The following is a 15,166-nucleotide window of genomic DNA, read 5'->3' as shown; positions in this document are numbered from 1 at the left end:
GCCCCTTTCCCATCCCGCGGCCGCTCGGCGCCGCTCAGCTCGCCAGCGCGGGGTTCTCGGCCGCCGACGGCACCCCCTCGCGCGACGCGTCCGGCTCGTCCGACGCACGCGGCTCGGCCAACTCGTGCACCTCGCCGCGCCGCTCGCCCGTCTCGTCGGCGTCGTCGGCCTCCGTACCGGCCGCGGCCCCCGAAGGCACCGCCGCCGCCGAAGCGGTCGCCGCCGCCTCCGTCCGGTGCGCCGGGTCGCGGACCTCGCCGACCAGCATCTCCAGGACGTCCTCCAGCGTGACCAGGCCGAGCACCCGACCGGTGGCGTCGGCGACCGATGCGAGGTGCGAGGCGGCCCGGCGCATCGCCGTCAGGGCGTCGTCCAGGGGCAGTTCGGCCCGGAGCGTGGCCATCGGGTGCCAGAACCGCTGCGGCACCGCCCGATCCCGTTCCTCCAGGTCCAGGACGTCCTTGACGTGCAGATAGCCCATGTAGGCGCCGCCCGGCGCGCACACCGGGAAGCGGGAGTAGCCGGTCCGCACGGTCAGCTCCTCCACCTGTCGGGGCGTCACCGTCGGTTCGACGGTGATCAGTCCGGCGGGGTCCAGCAGCACGTCGGTGACCGGGCGGCTGCCGAGCTCCAGGGCGTCGGAGAGCCGCTCCTGCTCGACGGGGTCGAGCAGTCCCGCCTGGCCGGAGTCCTCGACGAGATGGGTGAGTTGCTCGCTGGTGAAGACCGCCTCGACCTCGTCCTTGGGCTCGACGCGGAAGAGCCGCAACACCCCGCGGGCCAGCGCGCCGAGCAGCGCGGTGACCGGGCGGCACAGCCGGGCGAAGGCGACCAGCCCGGGGCTGAACCACAGGGCGGTCTTCTCCGGCGCGGCCATCGCGAGGTTCTTCGGGACCATCTCGCCGATGACGAGGTGGAGGAAGACCACCAGGGCCAGGGCGATGGCGTAGCCGAGCGGGTGGACCAGGGCGGTCGGCAGCCGGGCAGCCGCGAAGGCCGGCTCCAGCAGGCGGGCGACGGTCGGTTCGGCGACCGCGCCGAGGGTCAGGGAGCAGATGGTGATGCCGAACTGGGCGGCGGCCATCATCTGCGGCAGGTTCTCCAGGCCGTGCAGGACCCGGCGGGCCCGCTTGGAGCCCATGACGGCGAGCGGTTCGATCTGGCTGCGGCGGACCGAGACCAGGGCGAACTCGGCGCCGACGAAGAAGCCGTTGGCGAGCACGAGCAGGACGGCGAAGAGGAGTTGGGCCATGGTCATCGGGCCACCTCCGCACCGGCCGCGACCCGCTCCCGGGCGGCCGCCTCGGGGACCGCGGGAGCCGCGGGGGCCAGCCGGACCAGTCGTATCCGCTCGGCGCGGTGGTGCGAGACCAGCCGCACCCGCAGCCGCCAGCCGTCGAGTTCCGCGGTGTCGCCCGGGGCCGGGATCCGGCCGAGTATGTGCGCGACCAGCCCGGCGACGGTCTCGTACGGGCCCTCGGGGGCGGACAGGCCGATCCGGCGCAGGGTGTCGACCCGGCAGCCGCCGTCGGCGTCCCACGCGGGCCGGCCGTCCTCCGGCGGAGCCTGGCCGAGCTCGGGCAGGTCCGCCCGGTCGTGCTCGTCGCGGACCTCGCCGACGAGCTCCTCGATGATGTCCTCCAGGGTCACCACGCCGGCGGTGCCGCCGTACTCGTCGACGACCACGGCGATCGGCTGCTCGCTGCGCAGCCGCTCCAACAGCGGCTGCACCGGCAGCGTTTCGGGGACCAGCAGCGGCGCCACCGCGATCCGGGCCGCGGGGACGCGCATCCGGTCCTCGGCGGGGACCGCCAACGCGTCCTTGAGGTGCACCATGCCGACGATCTCGTCGAGCCGGGTGCGGTAGACGGGGAAGCGGGAGAGCCCGGTGGCACGGGTGAGGTTGACGACGTCCTCGGCGGTGGCGCTCGCCTGGAGGGCGCTGACCCGGACGCGGGGCGTCATCACGTTCTCCGCGGTGAGGTCGCCCAGCGAGAGGGTGCGGACGAAGAGGTCCGCGGTGTCCTGCTCGATCGCCCCGGCCCGGGCCGAGTGCCGGGCCAGCGAGACCAGTTCGCCGGGGGTGCGGGCGGAGGCGAGTTCGTCGGTGGGCTCCACGCCCAGGGCGCGGACCAGCCGGTTGGCGACGGTGTTCAGCAAGGTGATCACCGGTCGGAAGAAGCGGGAGAAGGCGTTCTGCGGCCCGGCGACGACCCGGGCGACCTGGAGCGGCTTGGAGACCGCCCAGTTCTTGGGCACCAGTTCACCGACGACCATCTGGACGGCGGAGGCCACCAGCATGCCGATGACGACCGCGATGCCCGGTATGGCGCCCTCGGGCAGGTGGAGGGCGCGCAGCGGGTCGGAGAGCAGCTCGGCCAGCGCCGGCTCGGCGAGCATCCCGACCACCAAGGAGGTGATGGTGATGCCGAGTTGGGTGCCGGAGAGCTGGAAGGAGAGTTCCCGCAGTGCGGAGACGACGGTGCCGGCCCGGCGGTCGCCGTCGGCCGCGGCCCGTTCGGCGTCCGCCTTCTCGACGGTGACGAGTCCGAACTCGGCGGCCACGAAGAAGCCGTTGGCGAGGATGAGTGCGAGTGCCGCAAGGAGGAGCAGCAGGGGGCCGGTCATGCCGCCGCCTCCGTCGTATGCGGGGGTTCGGGAGGGGCGGCGCAGGTACTACAGGACGATCCGTCCATTGCCGGAGGGAGTCACTCCTCGGGTCGTTGGGTTCCCCTCTACGGGGACGGGGCGCGGGCGCGCCCCGGAGAACAGAGTAAACAGCGGGGCCGGCGTCAGGGCCAGGGTCATCGGCCCGTGTGGTCGACGGCACCGTGCCGCTCGACGAGGTCGCGCAGCGCCCGGGCGTCGCGGATGGCCTGCTCCCGGGCGATGCCGGGCTGGATGCCCATCGCGGGCAGGCTGGTGCCGTCGGCGAGGTCCAGATGGACCCAGGGGTCGCCCGCACGGAGGTTGACGCGCAGCACCTGGGCCCAGGCCAGGTCGCGCCGGGTGGTGAGGTTGACGATCCGCACGCCCTCCGGGTGGGCGACCACCTTGGGGCGGCTGAGCAGCATCAGGACGGCGGCCACCAGGACGCCGGTGGCCACGAAGCTGATCCGCTCGCCGCCGCTCAACTCCGGCAGCAGCAGCGCGATCGCGACGAGGGCGGCGAGCTGGGCGATGCCGACGGTGTACAGGACGGCCCGGGTGCGGGTCGGCCGGAAGGTCACCGGGAGGTCGGGCAGGGCGGCGGGGGACGCGGGCGCGGACACGGGTCGTCTTCCGTCAGGGGGTGTGGGCGGGGCGGGGGATGTTCAGAGCCGGCAGGCGTGGATGCCGGTGGTCAGGATCGCGCGGGCGCCGAGGTCGTAGAGCTCGTCCATGATCCGCTGGGCGTCCTTGGACGGGACCATCGAGCGGACCGCGACCCAGCCCTCGTGGTGCAGCGGGGAGACGGTCGGCGACTCCAGGCCCGGCGTGAGCGCCACGGCCTTCTCGACCTGGTCGACGCGGATGTCGTAGTCCATCATCACGTACCGGCGGGCCACCAGGACGCCCTGCATCCGGCGGAGGAACTGGCGGACCTTGGGGTCGTCGTCCGGAGCGCCGGTGCCGCGGATGACCACGGCCTCGGACGTGAGGATCGGCTCGCCGATGACCTCCAGTCCGGCGTTGCGCAGGGTGGTGCCGGTCTCCACCACGTCGGCGATGATCTCGGCGACGCCGAGCTGGATCGCGGTCTCCACCGCGCCGTCGAGGTGGACGACGGAGGCGTCCACGCCGTTGTCGGCCAGGTGCTTGGTGACCAGGCCGGAGAAGGAGGTGGCGATGGTCATGCCGCCGAAGTCGGCCACGTCCTTGGCCGTGCCCGGGCGGGTGGCGTAGCGGAACGTGGAGCCGGCGAAGCCGAGCTGGAGGATCTCCTCGGCCGGCGAGCCGGAGTCGAGCAGCAGGTCCCGGCCGGTGATGCCGATGTCCAGCTTGCCCGAGCCGACGTAGACCGCGATGTCGCGGGGGCGCAGGAAGAAGAACTCGACCTCGTTCTCGGCGTCGACCAGGACCAGCTCCCGACGGTCCTTGCGCTGGCGGTAGCCGGCCTCATGGAGCATCGCCGACGCAGGCTCGGACAGTGAACCCTTGTTGGGGACAGCGATGCGCAGCATGACGGCGATTTCCTTTACGGCTGGGAGAGTTGGGGAGTGCGGGGAGGGTGGTTCAGAGGTGGGCGTAGACGTCGTCGAGGGAGATGCCCTTGGCGACCATCATCACCTGAAGGTGGTAGAGGAGCTGGGAGATCTCCTCGGCGGCGGCGTCGTGCGACTCGTGCTCCGCGGCCATCCAGACCTCGGCGGCTTCCTCGACGATCTTCTTGCCGATGGAATGGACGCCGGACTGCACCAGCTCGGCGGTGCGGGAGGTGGCCGGGTCGCCGGTGGCGGCCTTCTGCTGGAGCTCGGCGAAGAGCTCCTCGAACGTCTTCTTGGACATGATGCCGCCTAGCCTACGCGGTGATGTCACAGTGGCGCGCAGCGCCTCGACCCAAGGGCGGTGGCGGGTGACGGGCGGGCCGGTCAGCGCCAGGGCTCGGCGACGGTGCGGAGCGTGGCGGCGGTGGCGACCGCGGCGGTGACCGCCTCGTGGCCCTTGTCCTCGACCGACCCGGGCAGGCCGGCGCGGTCCAGCGCCTGCTCCTCGGTGTCGCAGGTCAGCACGCCGAAGCCGACCGGCACGCCGGTGTCCACCGAGACCTGGGTCAGGCCCTGGGTGACGCCCTGGCAGACGTAGTCGAAGTGCGGGGTGCCGCCGCGGATGACGACGCCGAGCGCGACCACCGCGTCATAGCCGCGGCCGGCCAGGACCTTGGCGACCACCGGGAGTTCGAAGGCGCCGGGCACCCTCAGCAGCGTCGGCTCGTCGATGCCCAGTTCCGACAGGGCCCGCAACGCGCCGTCCACCAGGCCGTCCATGACCTTCTGGTGCCACTGCGCGGCGATCACGGCCACCCGCAGGTCGCCACAGTTCTTCACGGACAGTTCGGGTGCGCCCTTGCCGCTCATGCTTCTCCTCTTACGGGTGGTGGTGTGGGGTCCGGCTGACGGTCGTCACTGGTTGCCGCAGGGGCCGGCCGCGGCGGGGTCGGCGGCCGGGCCGGCGGCGCCGTCCAGCCAGGGCAGGTCGTGCCCCATCCGGTCGCGCTTGGTGCGCAGGTACCGCAGGTTGTGTTCGCCGGCCTGGACGGGCATCGGCTCGCGGCCGGTGACGGTGAGGCCGTGCCGCACCAGGGCGTCGGTCTTGTCGGGGTTGTTGGTCAGCAGCCGCAGCGAGCGGACGCCGAGGTCGGTGAGCATCTGGGCGCCGGCGCCGTAGTCGCGGGAGTCGGCGGGCAGCCCCAGTTCGAGGTTGGCGTCGAGGGTGTCCCGGCCGTTCTCCTGGAGTTCGTAGGCGCGCAGCTTGGACAGCAGGCCGATGCCGCGTCCCTCGTGGCCGCGGAGGTAGACCACCACGCCGCGGCCGGCCTGGCTGATCCGGCGCAGCGACGCCTCCAGTTGGGGGCCGCAGTCGCAGCGCAGCGAGTGGAAGACGTCCCCGGTCAGGCACTCGGAGTGGACCCGGACCAGGACGTCCTCGCCGTCGCCGAGGTCGCCGGCGACCAGGGCGATGTGCTCGACGCCGTCGACCGTGGAGCGGTAGCCGTGGGCGGTGAACTCGCCGAAGGCGGTGGGAAGTCGGGTGGTGGCCTCGCGGCGGACGGTGGGCTCCGCGGAACGCCGGTAGGCAATCAGGTCCTCGATGGAGATGATCGACAGGCCGTGCTTGCGGGCGAACGGGACGAGCTCGGGCAGCCGCAGCATGGTGCCGTCCTCGCCGGCGATCTCGACGATGGCGGCGGCGGGGCGCAGTCCGGCCAGCCGGGCGAGGTCCACGCCGGCCTCGGTGTGGCCGTTGCGGACCAGGACGCCGCCGGGCTTGGCGCGCAGCGGGAAGATGTGGCCGGGCCGGACGAAGTCGCCGGGAACGCTGTCGCCGGCGGCCAGCAGGCGCAGGGTGGTGGCGCGGTCGGCGGCGGAGATGCCGGTGGAGACGCCGTGCGCGGCGGTGGCGTCGACGGAGACGGTGAAGGCGGTCCGCATCGACTCGGTGTTGTGCTCGACCATCTGCGGCAGGCCGAGCCGGTCCAGCTCGGGGCCCTCCATGGGGGCGCAGATCAGGCCGCGGCACTCGCTCATCATGAACGCGATGATCTCGGGGGTGGCCTTCTCGGCCGCGACGATCAGGTCGCCCTCGTTCTCGCGGTTCTCGTCGTCCACCACGACGACCGGCCGGCCGGCGGCGATGTCGGCGATGGCCCGCTCGACCGGGTCCAGGGTGAGGTCGTCGGACTCGACCTCGGCGTACCAGCTCTGCAGTGCGGTCATGCCGCGACTCCTTCCAAAGCGGAGCTCTCCGCGACGGTGGCGGCCCGCGAGCGGAGCCACCAGTCGCGCATGCCCCATGCGACGAGGGCGAGGTAGACGACGTAGACGAGGCCGGAGAAGGCCAGGCCGCTGCTGAAGGCGAGCGGGACGCCGACCACGTCGACCAGCAGCCAGGCGAACCAGAACTCGACCAGCCCGCGGGCCTGGGCGACCATCGCGGCGAGCGTGCCGACGAAGATGTAGGCGTCCGGCCAGGGGTTCCAGGACAACTGCGGGACCAGGGTGAACAGCCCGCCGACGGCGAGCGTGCCGACGGCGGTGCCGCCGATCAGCAGCCCGCGCTCGCGCCAGGTGGCGAACCGGACGGCGATCGAGCCGTCCTGGGCCTGCCGGCGGCCGCGCTGCCACTGCCGCCAGCCCCACAACGCCACCCCGATGACGAGCAGTTGCTTGCCGACGCCGCCGCTGAGGTGGGCGGAGGCGTAGGCGGCGACGAGGATGACGCCGGAGAGGAACTGGGCGGGCCAGGTCCAGATCGAGCGCCGCCAGCCGAGCGCCAGGGCGGCCAGGCCGACGGTGTTGCCGATCATGTCGGACCAGATGACGCGCTGCCCGAAGGCCGTGAACGCCGGGCCGTTGAGCCAGTCCAGGACGCTCACCGGTCCGTCTCCTTCAGCTCCGCGAGGTCGTCCGCGCCCTTGCCGCCCCGGCCGAGCAGCCGCTCGACGTACTTGGCGAGCACGTCCACTTCGAGGTTGACGGGGTCGCCGGGCTGCTTGATGCCGAGGGTGGTCAGGGCGAGCGTGGTGGGGATGAGGCTGATGGTGAAGTGGTCGTCGGCGGCATCGACGACGGTGAGGCTGACGCCGTCGACGGTGATGGACCCCTTCTCGACGACGTAACGGGCGAGTTGGGCGGGCAGTCCGACCTTCACCAACTCCCAGTGCTCGCCGGGCGTGCGCTCAAGAATCGTGCCCGTGCCGTCGACATGGCCCTGGACGAGGTGCCCACCGAGCCGGCCACCCAGCGCCATCGGGCGCTCCAGGTTGACCCGCGAGCCGGGGGCCAGCGCGCCGAGGCTGGAGCGGTTGAGGGTCTCGGCCATCACATCGGCGGTGAACTCGCCGCCGCCGGTGTCCACCACCGTCAGACAGACGCCGTTGACGGCGATCGAGTCGCCGTGCTTGGCGTCCTCGGTGACGACGGGGCCGCGCAGGCGGAAGCGGGAGGAGTCACCGAGGTTCTCGACGGCGACGATCTCACCCAGTTCTTCGACGATTCCGGTGAACACGGTCAGTTCTCCTCGGTGCGGGCGTGGCGGTTGAGGGTGGCGGTGATGCGTAGATCGGGGCCGAGGCGGGCGGTGTCGGTCACATCGAGCCGCAACGCCTCGGTGAGGGTGGTGATTCCGGCGTCGCCGGCGGCGGCCGGGCCGGCGCCGAGCAGCACCGGCGCGAGATAGCCGACGACCTTGTCGACGGCCCCGGCGGCGAGGAAGGCCCCGGCGAGCGTGGGCCCGCCTTCGAGCAGCACCGACCGCACGTCGCGGGCCGTCAGGGCCCGGAGCAGGGCGGGGATGGACAGGCCGCGGCCCTCGGGCGCGCGCGGCAACCGGACGATCGGCGCGAGCCCTTCGAGGTGGGTGGCGTCCGCGTCCTCGGCGACCGCGATCAGGGTCGGTGCGGTCCCGTCCAACACCCGGGCGCCGGCCTTGACCACGCCGGCGTCGGAGTCGAGGACCACCCGCAGCGGCTGGCTGACCTCGCCGTCCGCGAGATCGGCGAGCCGCGCGCCGAGGTGCGGATCGTCCGCGCGGGCGGTGCCGGAGCCGACCACGACCGCGTCCGCCGCGGCCCGCAGCCGGTGCACATCGGCCCGCGACTCGGGCGAGGAGATCCAACGGCTGGTGCCGTCGGCGGCGGCGATCCGGCCGTCCAGGGTGGCCGCGTACTTCCACAGCACGAACGGGCGGCCGCGCAGCACCGACGTCAACCACGCCTCGTTGCCGGCCGCCGCCTCGTCGGCGAGCAGCCCGCCCTCGACGTCGACGCCGGCCTCGGCCAGCGTCAGCGCGCCGCCGGTGGCGGTGGGGTTGGGGTCGGCGACGGCGTAGACGACCCGGGCGATGCCGGCGTCGATCAGCGCCCGGGCGCACGGCCCCGTCCGCCCGGTGTGGTTGCAGGGCTCCAGGGTGACCAGCGCGGTCCCGCCCCGGGCCCGCTCGCCCGCGGCGCGCAGCGCGTGGACCTCGGCATGCGGCCCGCCAGCCCGCTGGTGCCAGCCCTCGCCCACGATGTCGCCCGCGGCGTCCAGGACGACGCAACCGACGACCGGGTTCGGGCTGGTGTGACCGAGGCCGTGGGCGGCGAGCTCGATGGCCCGGCGCATCGCCGCGATCTCCACGGGGGCTTCGGTGGCCACCGGGTCCTCCTGCCTCTTCGGGCACGGACTCCGGGGCTGTCGAGAACGACAGGAGCGGACGCGAAACGCACGACGACACCGGTGCCGAAAGGAGTGGCCCGCCCGAAAACGTTCGGACGCGCCGCCGACGGCGGTGTACGTCGAGCTCGCCCGCCGCGCACTGCCTCCCATCCGGACTTTCACCGTCGGTGCAGGAATTCCACCTGCTCAACCGGCCGCTGGCTGCGGACGGGTCGCGGACTATTACCGCCGGTTCGGAATTACACCGACCCCGGAGTGCGCTGCTGCTTATGTCTGTACGCGCCCAGTCTGCCATGGGGGTCGGGGGCGGGGGGAGCCCGGCGTTGTGGGCTGCCTCACGTTTCCGGCCTGGCGGCCGGGTGTTCCCCACGTTGGTGGCTGTCCCGCCGTGGGCCTGCGGCCGGCTGCTGCCCACGTTGGCGGCTTTCCCGCCGCGCGGGTTGCTGTTTTGCGCCTGCGGCGGGGCCGCTGCGCTTGGCTTGCTGCCCACGTTGTCGGCTGTGCCACCGTTGCGCCTGCGGCTCCGCTGCGCGGGGCCTCGCCCACGTTGTCGGCTGTCCCACCGTTGCGCCTGCGGCGGGCCGATCCGCTGCGCGGGGCTGTCGGCTGCGGTGACGGGCCTCCGGGGGCGGCATGCCAGACTGCTTCGCTTTACGTCTGGCATACCACCCCCTCCGACCCGTCCCCTCCCGTTGAGTGGGTGGAATTCTCTAGTCGGGGGCTGGCCACTGTGGTCCACTGACGGTCACCACCCGGTCGCTGAGGCCACCCGTTCCTCTTACGGTCACCACCCAACCCAGTGGCCCGAGTTGACCCACCGAGCGGACGTGGCACCCACCGTTTTCACCCACCCCCAACGGGAGGGGACGGGCCGGAGGGGCGGGTGTGCCAGACGTAAAGCGAAGCAGTCTGGCATGCCCGCCCCGCAGGCCCGTCACCGCACCCCAACAGCCCCGCGCAGCGGACCAGACAACTCGGCCCGCCCCGCGCAGCGGCACCGCCCGCGCCGCAAGGCGCAAAACAGCAACCCGCGCGGTGGGAAATCCCGAAGCTCCAGATTCATAGTTCTGGAGTGATCCGCCGTGGTGGCAGCGCGAGCTAGGAAGTCGCAGAATGCGCCCGACCCTGCAAGGGACATGACAAGCAGGGTGTCGACATCTGTGCAGGTCAGCCCTGGTTCGGGAAACCGTCGCTCTCCTAAGAATGTCGTGAAGAACGATGCGACAGTAGGAACCGTGTTCACCGAGACCCTGCGCGGGGTCCGGTGCATCCGCCTCTCGGTGCGGACGGACGAGACGACCAGCCCCGAGCGGCAGCGCGAGGCCGACGACATCGCGGCGGCAGCCCTCGGAATCGACTTTGGCGAGGGTGATGAGCTGCGGGAAGCCGTGGACTTGGACGTGTCCGCGTCCAAGATCGGGCCGTTTGATCGTCCGCAGCTCGGCGGCTGGCTCGCCCGGCCCGCCGACTTCGATGCCCTGGTGTTCTGGCGCTTCGATCGCGCAATCCGGTCCATGGAGGACATGCACGAGCTGGCGAAGTGGGCCCGCATGCATCGGAAGATGATTGTGTTCGCCGAGGGGGTCGGTGGGGATCGCTTGGTCCTGGATTTCCGCAACCCCATGGACCCCATGTCCATGCTCAGGATGACGATGCTCGCGTTCGCGGCACAGGTGGAGACGGATTCCATCAAGGCCCGCGTGACCGGCGCCCAAGCGGCCCTGCGGAAGATAGCACTTCGGTGGCGTGGCTCGCGTCCGGCCTACGGCTACCTTCCGGCCCCTATGCCGGCGAATCACGGCGGGGTCGGCTGGACGCTCGTCCCCGATCCGGACGCCGTGCGTGTCATTGAGCGGATCATCGCGGCCCTGTTGGAGGGCAAGACGGTGCACGCCGTCGCGCGGATGCTCAACGCGGACGGGGTGCTGTCGCCCTCGGCGCACTGGACGGCATACAAAGCCCGCCGCAAGGGCACCCCCGACATCGACGAGCTGAAGAACACGCGCGGTGCGTGGCGTGGTCAGACCATCGTGCGGATGCTGACGAGCCCCGCACTGCTGGGCTGGAAGATGCACAAGGACAACCCCGTCCGTGACGACCAGGGCAACCCCGTCATGGCGTCCGAAACGGCGCTCGTGACCCGCGAGGAGTTCGACCAGATCGGCGCACTGCTCGCACCGAAGCCCACGGCGGAGAAGGCGCCCACGCGTAAGGACTCGGTGGCGCTGCTGTTGCGGGTGATCCACTGCACCGGTTGCGGCAGCCGCATGTACCTCAACAAGGCGTTGCGCAACTACGGTTGCGGGTCCTACAAGAACGGATCGCGCTGCCCGGCCCCGGTCACCATCCGCGATACATGGGTGGATGAGTACGTCACCGCCGAGTTCCTGCGCCTGGTCGGCCCGGTGCAGTTCACTCGCGTCACCGAGATACCCGGCTACGACCCACAGCCCGAAATCGACGCCACCGCAGCCGAGTTCGCCGAACACCAGCAACAGAAGGGGCGCCAGAAGTCCAAGGCAGCCCAAGCCGAGTGGCAGCGCCGAGCAGATGCACTTGACGCGAGACTGGCGGAGTTGGAGACGCGGGAGAAGACCGAGCCCCGGCGCGAGATCATCCCCACGGGGCGCACGTTCGCCGACGAATGGCACGCAGCCGACACCGCAGGCAAACGCGCCATGCTCATCGAGGCAGGCGCCCGCCTGGACGTGAAGCGCGGGACCAAGGGCGGGTGGCGGAAGCTCGATCTGCGGCGGGTGGAGTTCACCATCACCGGGGACCTTGACCCCTGCATCGGCGAAGCCGCAGCCATGGCCGATCACCTCGCAGCGGAAGACAACCCCGACCACGCACCCACACCCGGGGCAAACGCACACCGGAACCTGACACCGCAGACACTCACAACCGCCGCGTAACCGGTCATCACAGCCCCGAACAGCCCCGGTTGACCCCTCAAGGTCGCCGGGGCTTTCGCATGGTCGCAGACGGGCGTACAGGCCGCTTTGCGGGGCCTGGCCGGCTCCGGGGTCGGGCCGAGGCTGTCCTACAGCGGAGAGGAATGGTGTTGGAGTGACGGTTTACAACACAACCCAGATATCCCTAGAAAAACCTAAGGGATACCGAGCCGGTGATTCATTCCGGCACTTTGACACTTCTCCAGCCCCGGCAAGGCTTGCACCCTACCCAATCCGGGAGACGTGCCGTTCCGCCTAGTTCGAGGTGAGGGCTTACCAGGCTTGCTCCCTGCCGCTTCCGAGAGCGGGATTACCGCGCACCTAACGCCGAGGGCGAAGGCGCACCAGAACCTGTCTGCGCAGGTGCTCGCAACAGCCGCGTAACCAGGCACCACAGACCCGAACAGCCTCGGCTGACTCCCAAGGTCGCCGGGGCTTTCGCGTGCCCGCAGACGGGCGTACAGGCGCCCTGCGGGGTCCGGTCGGCTCCGGGCTCGGGCCGGGGCTGCCCTACAGCGGAGAAGGATGGTGATGGAGTGACGGTTTACACCACTTTTTTAGAACACGTAGAAAAAATAAGAGAGAAGAGAGACCGGACCACATTTCGGCACACCGTCACGGTTCGACACTGCGGGAAACCTCCGCTCTCCACTACAGCCCGGAGGAGAGACCGGTGATCCTGCTTGGCGCCCCTCGGGGCGCGGGAAACCTCCGGTCTCCCTCCCATCCTGGGAGCGAGACCGTTCCGCGCACAACATGTAGCCGCGCGAGCACTGCTCAAGTCCCCTGCGTTCGACTCGCAGCACAGTTAGCCGAACCGCATAACAGGCAACTGCCTGAACTCTGTTCGCCCCTGAGTGACCACACGCAGGGGCTTTTTCATGCCCACTCTCGAAAGGAGCACCGCCCCGACCAGGGCGGCAACCGCCTATGGAAACCATCGAGAACATGCACGACCAGGACGAGCACGCCAAGACCCCCGAGGACCCCGCCACGGCGTCCGCTGAGCGCCCCGCAGTCGATGGCGGGGAGTCTGTTCCGGAGGATCACCGCCAGGCCCTAGACGAAGCGCACAGCCGCTTGGAGGCAGCGCAAAAGCGGATTGACGCGATGCTGTTGCGAGAGATCGAACGCCAGGCGGCGCAGCGTCTTGACGTTCCCTCCGACCTTTTCGACCTCGGAAAGCAGCAGGTTGCCGATCTGCTCGGCGAGGACGGCGACGTTGATACCGAAAAGGTCACTGCCGCACTTGATGCGCTGTTGAAGTCCCGCCCCAACCTTGCAGCCCGTCCAATCGGTTGGGGTGACGTTGGGGGCGGGGCGCACAGCAGCGCCGATGACGACGCGCCCAACTGGAAGTCGGCACTTCGCGGGCAGCGTCACTGACACGCCGTAGCCACTAACCCGACACACCGAAGAGAACCGAGGAAAGCATGTCCATTTACACCAACACGCCCGGCACGCAAGGGATTCTGCCCGACGAGTACGGGGCACTGGTCGAGAAGCCCGTACAGGAACTGTCGCTCGCCATGCAGGTGGGAACCATCATTCAGACCGGCAGCACCCGCTACCGCGTTCCGCTGCTCGCATCCGACGTCACGGTTGGCGCCGTGGAAGAGGGCGCAGAAATCACCCCGTCCGACGTGAAGTTCGATGAAATCGTGGTGACTCCGGCCAAGTTCGCGGGACTTACCGTGATCAGCCGGGAGATGGCGGAGGACAGTTCCCCGTCCGCTGGTGACCAGGTCGGCCGGTCCATTGCCCGCCAGATCGCCAACAGCGTGGACAACGCACTGTTGAACAAGCTCAATGCCCCGAACCCCTCGGGCCTCGCTGCTCTGGACGGCATATCGAAGGTGCCCGCGCCCGTTACGTACACCAACCTGGACCCGCTGGAAGAAGCGTTGTCGTTGTCTGAGGCTGCGGGCGGCAACATCACCGCATGGGTCATGAGCGCGGCAACTGCGCTGGAACTGGCCAAGCTCAAGGATCAGGCGAATTCGAATCGCGGTTTGCTCAACTCCGATATGACTGCCGTGGGTCGGCGGCAGATCCTCGGACGTCCGGTGTTCGTTTCGCCGTATGCGCCGGCCGATGTGGTCTACGGAATTAGCCGGGCCGACATGCTCACCGTTGTTCGCGAGGGCACGCGCTTGGACGTGGATAAGTCCGTCTACTTCACCAGTGACCGCGTGGCCGTCAAGGGCACCATGCGCGTCGGATTCGCATTCCCCGTCGCCGGGGCGCACGTGATGATTCAGAACGCTGCCAAGTAACCACCATGGGCCGGGGGTTCAACATAAGCCCCCGGCCCCCCATTGGAGCCCCCATGCCAAAGAAACCCCGCCCCCCTTGCAGTGTCCCCGGATGCCCCGAGCTGACGACGGGTGGACGATGCAAGGATCACCAGCAACAGGCGAACAAGCAACGCGCGTCGCGTGGTGGCGCGGTATACACGACGCGATGGCAGCGAATCCGTAAGGAATTCCTGTATGCGAATCCGTGGTGTGCGCTGTGTGGTCGTGCGGCGAATGTCGCCGATCATTTCCCGCTGAGTAGACGCGAGTTGATGGCGAAAGGCGAGGTGAATCCGGATTCGACAAAGCATCTTCGCTCGCTGTGCGCGAATTGCCATAACCGCGAAACGGCGAGGAATCAGCCAGGCGGATTCGCCGCCGAAGCCCGTTCGCGACGTGAATCACGCGAACGCTCGTCGCACTGACCAGGCACCACCCCCGATGCGCTGTTCAGAATGAGCGAGAGGGAGAAAAGAAACTTGCGCCGGTGCTGGAGTAAAGTTTGGGAGCCCCGAAACGGGCTAGTCAAGTAAGCGAGAGTGAATGGCAGACAGATACCGACCCAAACCAGCAATCCAACGGAGGAGAGAAGGCAACCCGGCAAAGACCGCAATCAAAGAAGGCGTGGTTGTCCCGCGCGCCATCCTCGCCGAGCCGGATTGGAACGAGGTTTTCAAGGCATCACCCGATCCCGCTGTTGAGGCAGCGAACACCCGATGCCGGCAAGTCGCTTCGGCCGAGTGGCGCCGGGTCGTCCCGATCCTGGAAGTGGCAGCCGGTATCGGCGAAGTGGATCACACCACGGTCAAAGATCTGTGCGTGTGCGTCGCCCGCATCGACCAGGCGGAGCGGGACCTGTCCGAGCGCGGGCTCATGGTGACCGCCGAGCGAGGCACGGTGAAGAACGGCGCAGCTACGATCGCAGGGCAGTACCGTAGTCAACTAGCCCGGTATATCCGCGAGTTGGGCCTGTCGCCAAGTGCTCGCTCGGCGATCACGGCACCGGAACCCGAGGACGACGACTCGGATATCTGGGACTGACCTCCGTCGGCGGTGG

General features: G+C 70.0%; 14 protein-coding genes and 1 riboswitch. Of the genes, 4 read left to right on the top strand and 10 right to left on the bottom strand.

Annotation, left to right across the window (positions count from 1 at the left end):
* Positions 1–34: 34 nt before the first annotated feature.
* From PV796_RS32050 to ribD, 10 genes are all read right to left on the bottom strand, one after another.
* Positions 35–1,258 (bottom strand): hemolysin family protein, encoded by a 1,224-nt coding sequence (locus PV796_RS32050; protein WP_274917130.1) that lies wholly within the window; start codon positions 1,256–1,258, stop codon positions 35–37.
* Positions 1,255–2,628: a hemolysin family protein gene (locus PV796_RS32045; protein WP_274917129.1), complete on the bottom strand. Its 1,374-nt coding sequence runs from the start codon at positions 2,626–2,628 to the stop codon at positions 1,255–1,257. Before PV796_RS32045 ends, PV796_RS32050 begins: the two co-directional genes overlap by 4 nt.
* Positions 2,629–2,804: 176 nt before the next feature.
* Positions 2,805–3,272, bottom strand: coding sequence for a PH domain-containing protein (locus PV796_RS32040; protein ID WP_274917128.1), 468 nt, complete (start codon positions 3,270–3,272; stop codon positions 2,805–2,807).
* Between the two features lie 42 nt (positions 3,273–3,314).
* Positions 3,315–4,163, bottom strand: coding sequence for an ATP phosphoribosyltransferase (gene hisG / locus PV796_RS32035; RefSeq protein ID WP_274917126.1), 849 nt, complete (start codon positions 4,161–4,163; stop codon positions 3,315–3,317).
* A 52-nt stretch (positions 4,164–4,215) separates the two neighbouring features.
* Entirely contained in the window at positions 4,216–4,488 is a 273-nt protein-coding gene (locus PV796_RS32030; RefSeq protein ID WP_274917125.1) for a phosphoribosyl-ATP diphosphatase, read from the bottom strand.
* A gap of 83 nt (positions 4,489–4,571) precedes the next feature.
* Positions 4,572–5,057, bottom strand: coding sequence for a 6,7-dimethyl-8-ribityllumazine synthase (gene ribH, locus PV796_RS32025; RefSeq protein WP_274917124.1), 486 nt, complete (start codon positions 5,055–5,057; stop codon positions 4,572–4,574).
* A 45-nt stretch (positions 5,058–5,102) separates the two neighbouring features.
* Positions 5,103–6,416 carry a bifunctional 3,4-dihydroxy-2-butanone-4-phosphate synthase/GTP cyclohydrolase II gene (locus PV796_RS32020; protein WP_274917122.1) on the bottom strand — a complete coding sequence of 438 codons (1,314 nt, stop codon included), beginning with the start codon at positions 6,414–6,416 and terminating at the stop codon, positions 5,103–5,105.
* Entirely contained in the window at positions 6,413–7,075 is a 663-nt protein-coding gene (locus tag PV796_RS32015; protein ID WP_274917120.1) for a nicotinamide mononucleotide transporter family protein, read from the bottom strand. The genes PV796_RS32020 and PV796_RS32015 overlap by 4 nt, the downstream gene beginning before the upstream one ends.
* A complete protein-coding gene (locus PV796_RS32010) occupies positions 7,072–7,707 on the bottom strand; it encodes a riboflavin synthase (RefSeq protein ID WP_274917119.1) in 636 nt (211 codons plus the stop codon). The genes PV796_RS32015 and PV796_RS32010 overlap by 4 nt, the downstream gene beginning before the upstream one ends.
* 2 nt (positions 7,708–7,709) lie before the next feature.
* Positions 7,710–8,804 (bottom strand): bifunctional diaminohydroxyphosphoribosylaminopyrimidine deaminase/5-amino-6-(5-phosphoribosylamino)uracil reductase RibD, encoded by a 1,095-nt coding sequence (gene ribD / locus PV796_RS32005; protein ID WP_274919320.1) that lies wholly within the window; start codon positions 8,802–8,804, stop codon positions 7,710–7,712.
* A 186-nt stretch (positions 8,805–8,990) separates the two neighbouring features.
* Positions 8,991–9,121: riboswitch (FMN riboswitch) on the bottom strand.
* A 972-nt stretch (positions 9,122–10,093) separates the two neighbouring features.
* On the opposite strand from ribD, the gene PV796_RS32000 reads away from it, so the two are divergent.
* From PV796_RS32000 to PV796_RS31985, 4 genes are all read left to right on the top strand, one after another.
* Positions 10,094–11,773, top strand: a complete 1,680-nt coding sequence (locus PV796_RS32000) for a recombinase family protein (protein ID WP_274917118.1) — start codon at positions 10,094–10,096, stop codon at positions 11,771–11,773.
* Positions 11,774–12,742: 969 nt separating this feature from the next.
* Positions 12,743–13,198, top strand: a complete 456-nt coding sequence (locus PV796_RS31995) for a hypothetical protein (RefSeq protein ID WP_274917116.1) — start codon at positions 12,743–12,745, stop codon at positions 13,196–13,198.
* 47 nt (positions 13,199–13,245) lie between these two features.
* Positions 13,246–14,088 (top strand): phage major capsid protein, encoded by an 843-nt coding sequence (locus PV796_RS31990; RefSeq protein WP_274917115.1) that lies wholly within the window; start codon positions 13,246–13,248, stop codon positions 14,086–14,088.
* A 564-nt stretch (positions 14,089–14,652) separates the two neighbouring features.
* A complete protein-coding gene (locus tag PV796_RS31985) occupies positions 14,653–15,150 on the top strand; it encodes a phage terminase small subunit P27 family (RefSeq protein ID WP_274917113.1) in 498 nt (165 codons plus the stop codon).
* The last annotated feature ends 16 nt before the right edge of the window (positions 15,151–15,166 follow it).

The sequence above is a fragment of the Streptomyces sp. WZ-12 genome (assembly GCF_028898845.1).
Classification (GTDB): domain Bacteria; phylum Actinomycetota; class Actinomycetes; order Streptomycetales; family Streptomycetaceae; genus Streptomyces.
Note: the sequence above shows the minus strand (reverse complement) of the source record. Positions and strands in the feature narration are given on the sequence as shown.

Bases quoted from the DNA above. Each gene is read 5' to 3' on its own strand.
- PV796_RS31990 (WP_274917115.1), top strand. From the start codon at position 13,246: ATGTCCATTTACACCAACACGCCCGGCACGCAAGGGATTCTGCCCGAC.
- ribH (WP_274917124.1), bottom strand. From the start codon at position 5,057: ATGAGCGGCAAGGGCGCACCCGAACTGTCCGTGAAGAACTGTGGCGAC.
- PV796_RS31985 (WP_274917113.1), top strand. From the start codon at position 14,653: ATGGCAGACAGATACCGACCCAAACCAGCAATCCAACGGAGGAGAGAA.
- hisG (WP_274917126.1), bottom strand. From the start codon at position 4,163: ATGCTGCGCATCGCTGTCCCCAACAAGGGTTCACTGTCCGAGCCTGCG.
- ribD (WP_274919320.1), bottom strand. From the start codon at position 8,804: ATGCGCCGGGCCATCGAGCTCGCCGCCCACGGCCTCGGTCACACCAGC.
- PV796_RS32050 (WP_274917130.1), bottom strand. From the start codon at position 1,258: ATGACCATGGCCCAACTCCTCTTCGCCGTCCTGCTCGTGCTCGCCAAC.
- PV796_RS32020 (WP_274917122.1), bottom strand. From the start codon at position 6,416: ATGACCGCACTGCAGAGCTGGTACGCCGAGGTCGAGTCCGACGACCTC.
- PV796_RS32045 (WP_274917129.1), bottom strand. From the start codon at position 2,628: ATGACCGGCCCCCTGCTGCTCCTCCTTGCGGCACTCGCACTCATCCTC.
- PV796_RS32030 (WP_274917125.1), bottom strand. From the start codon at position 4,488: ATGTCCAAGAAGACGTTCGAGGAGCTCTTCGCCGAGCTCCAGCAGAAG.
- PV796_RS31995 (WP_274917116.1), top strand. From the start codon at position 12,743: ATGGAAACCATCGAGAACATGCACGACCAGGACGAGCACGCCAAGACC.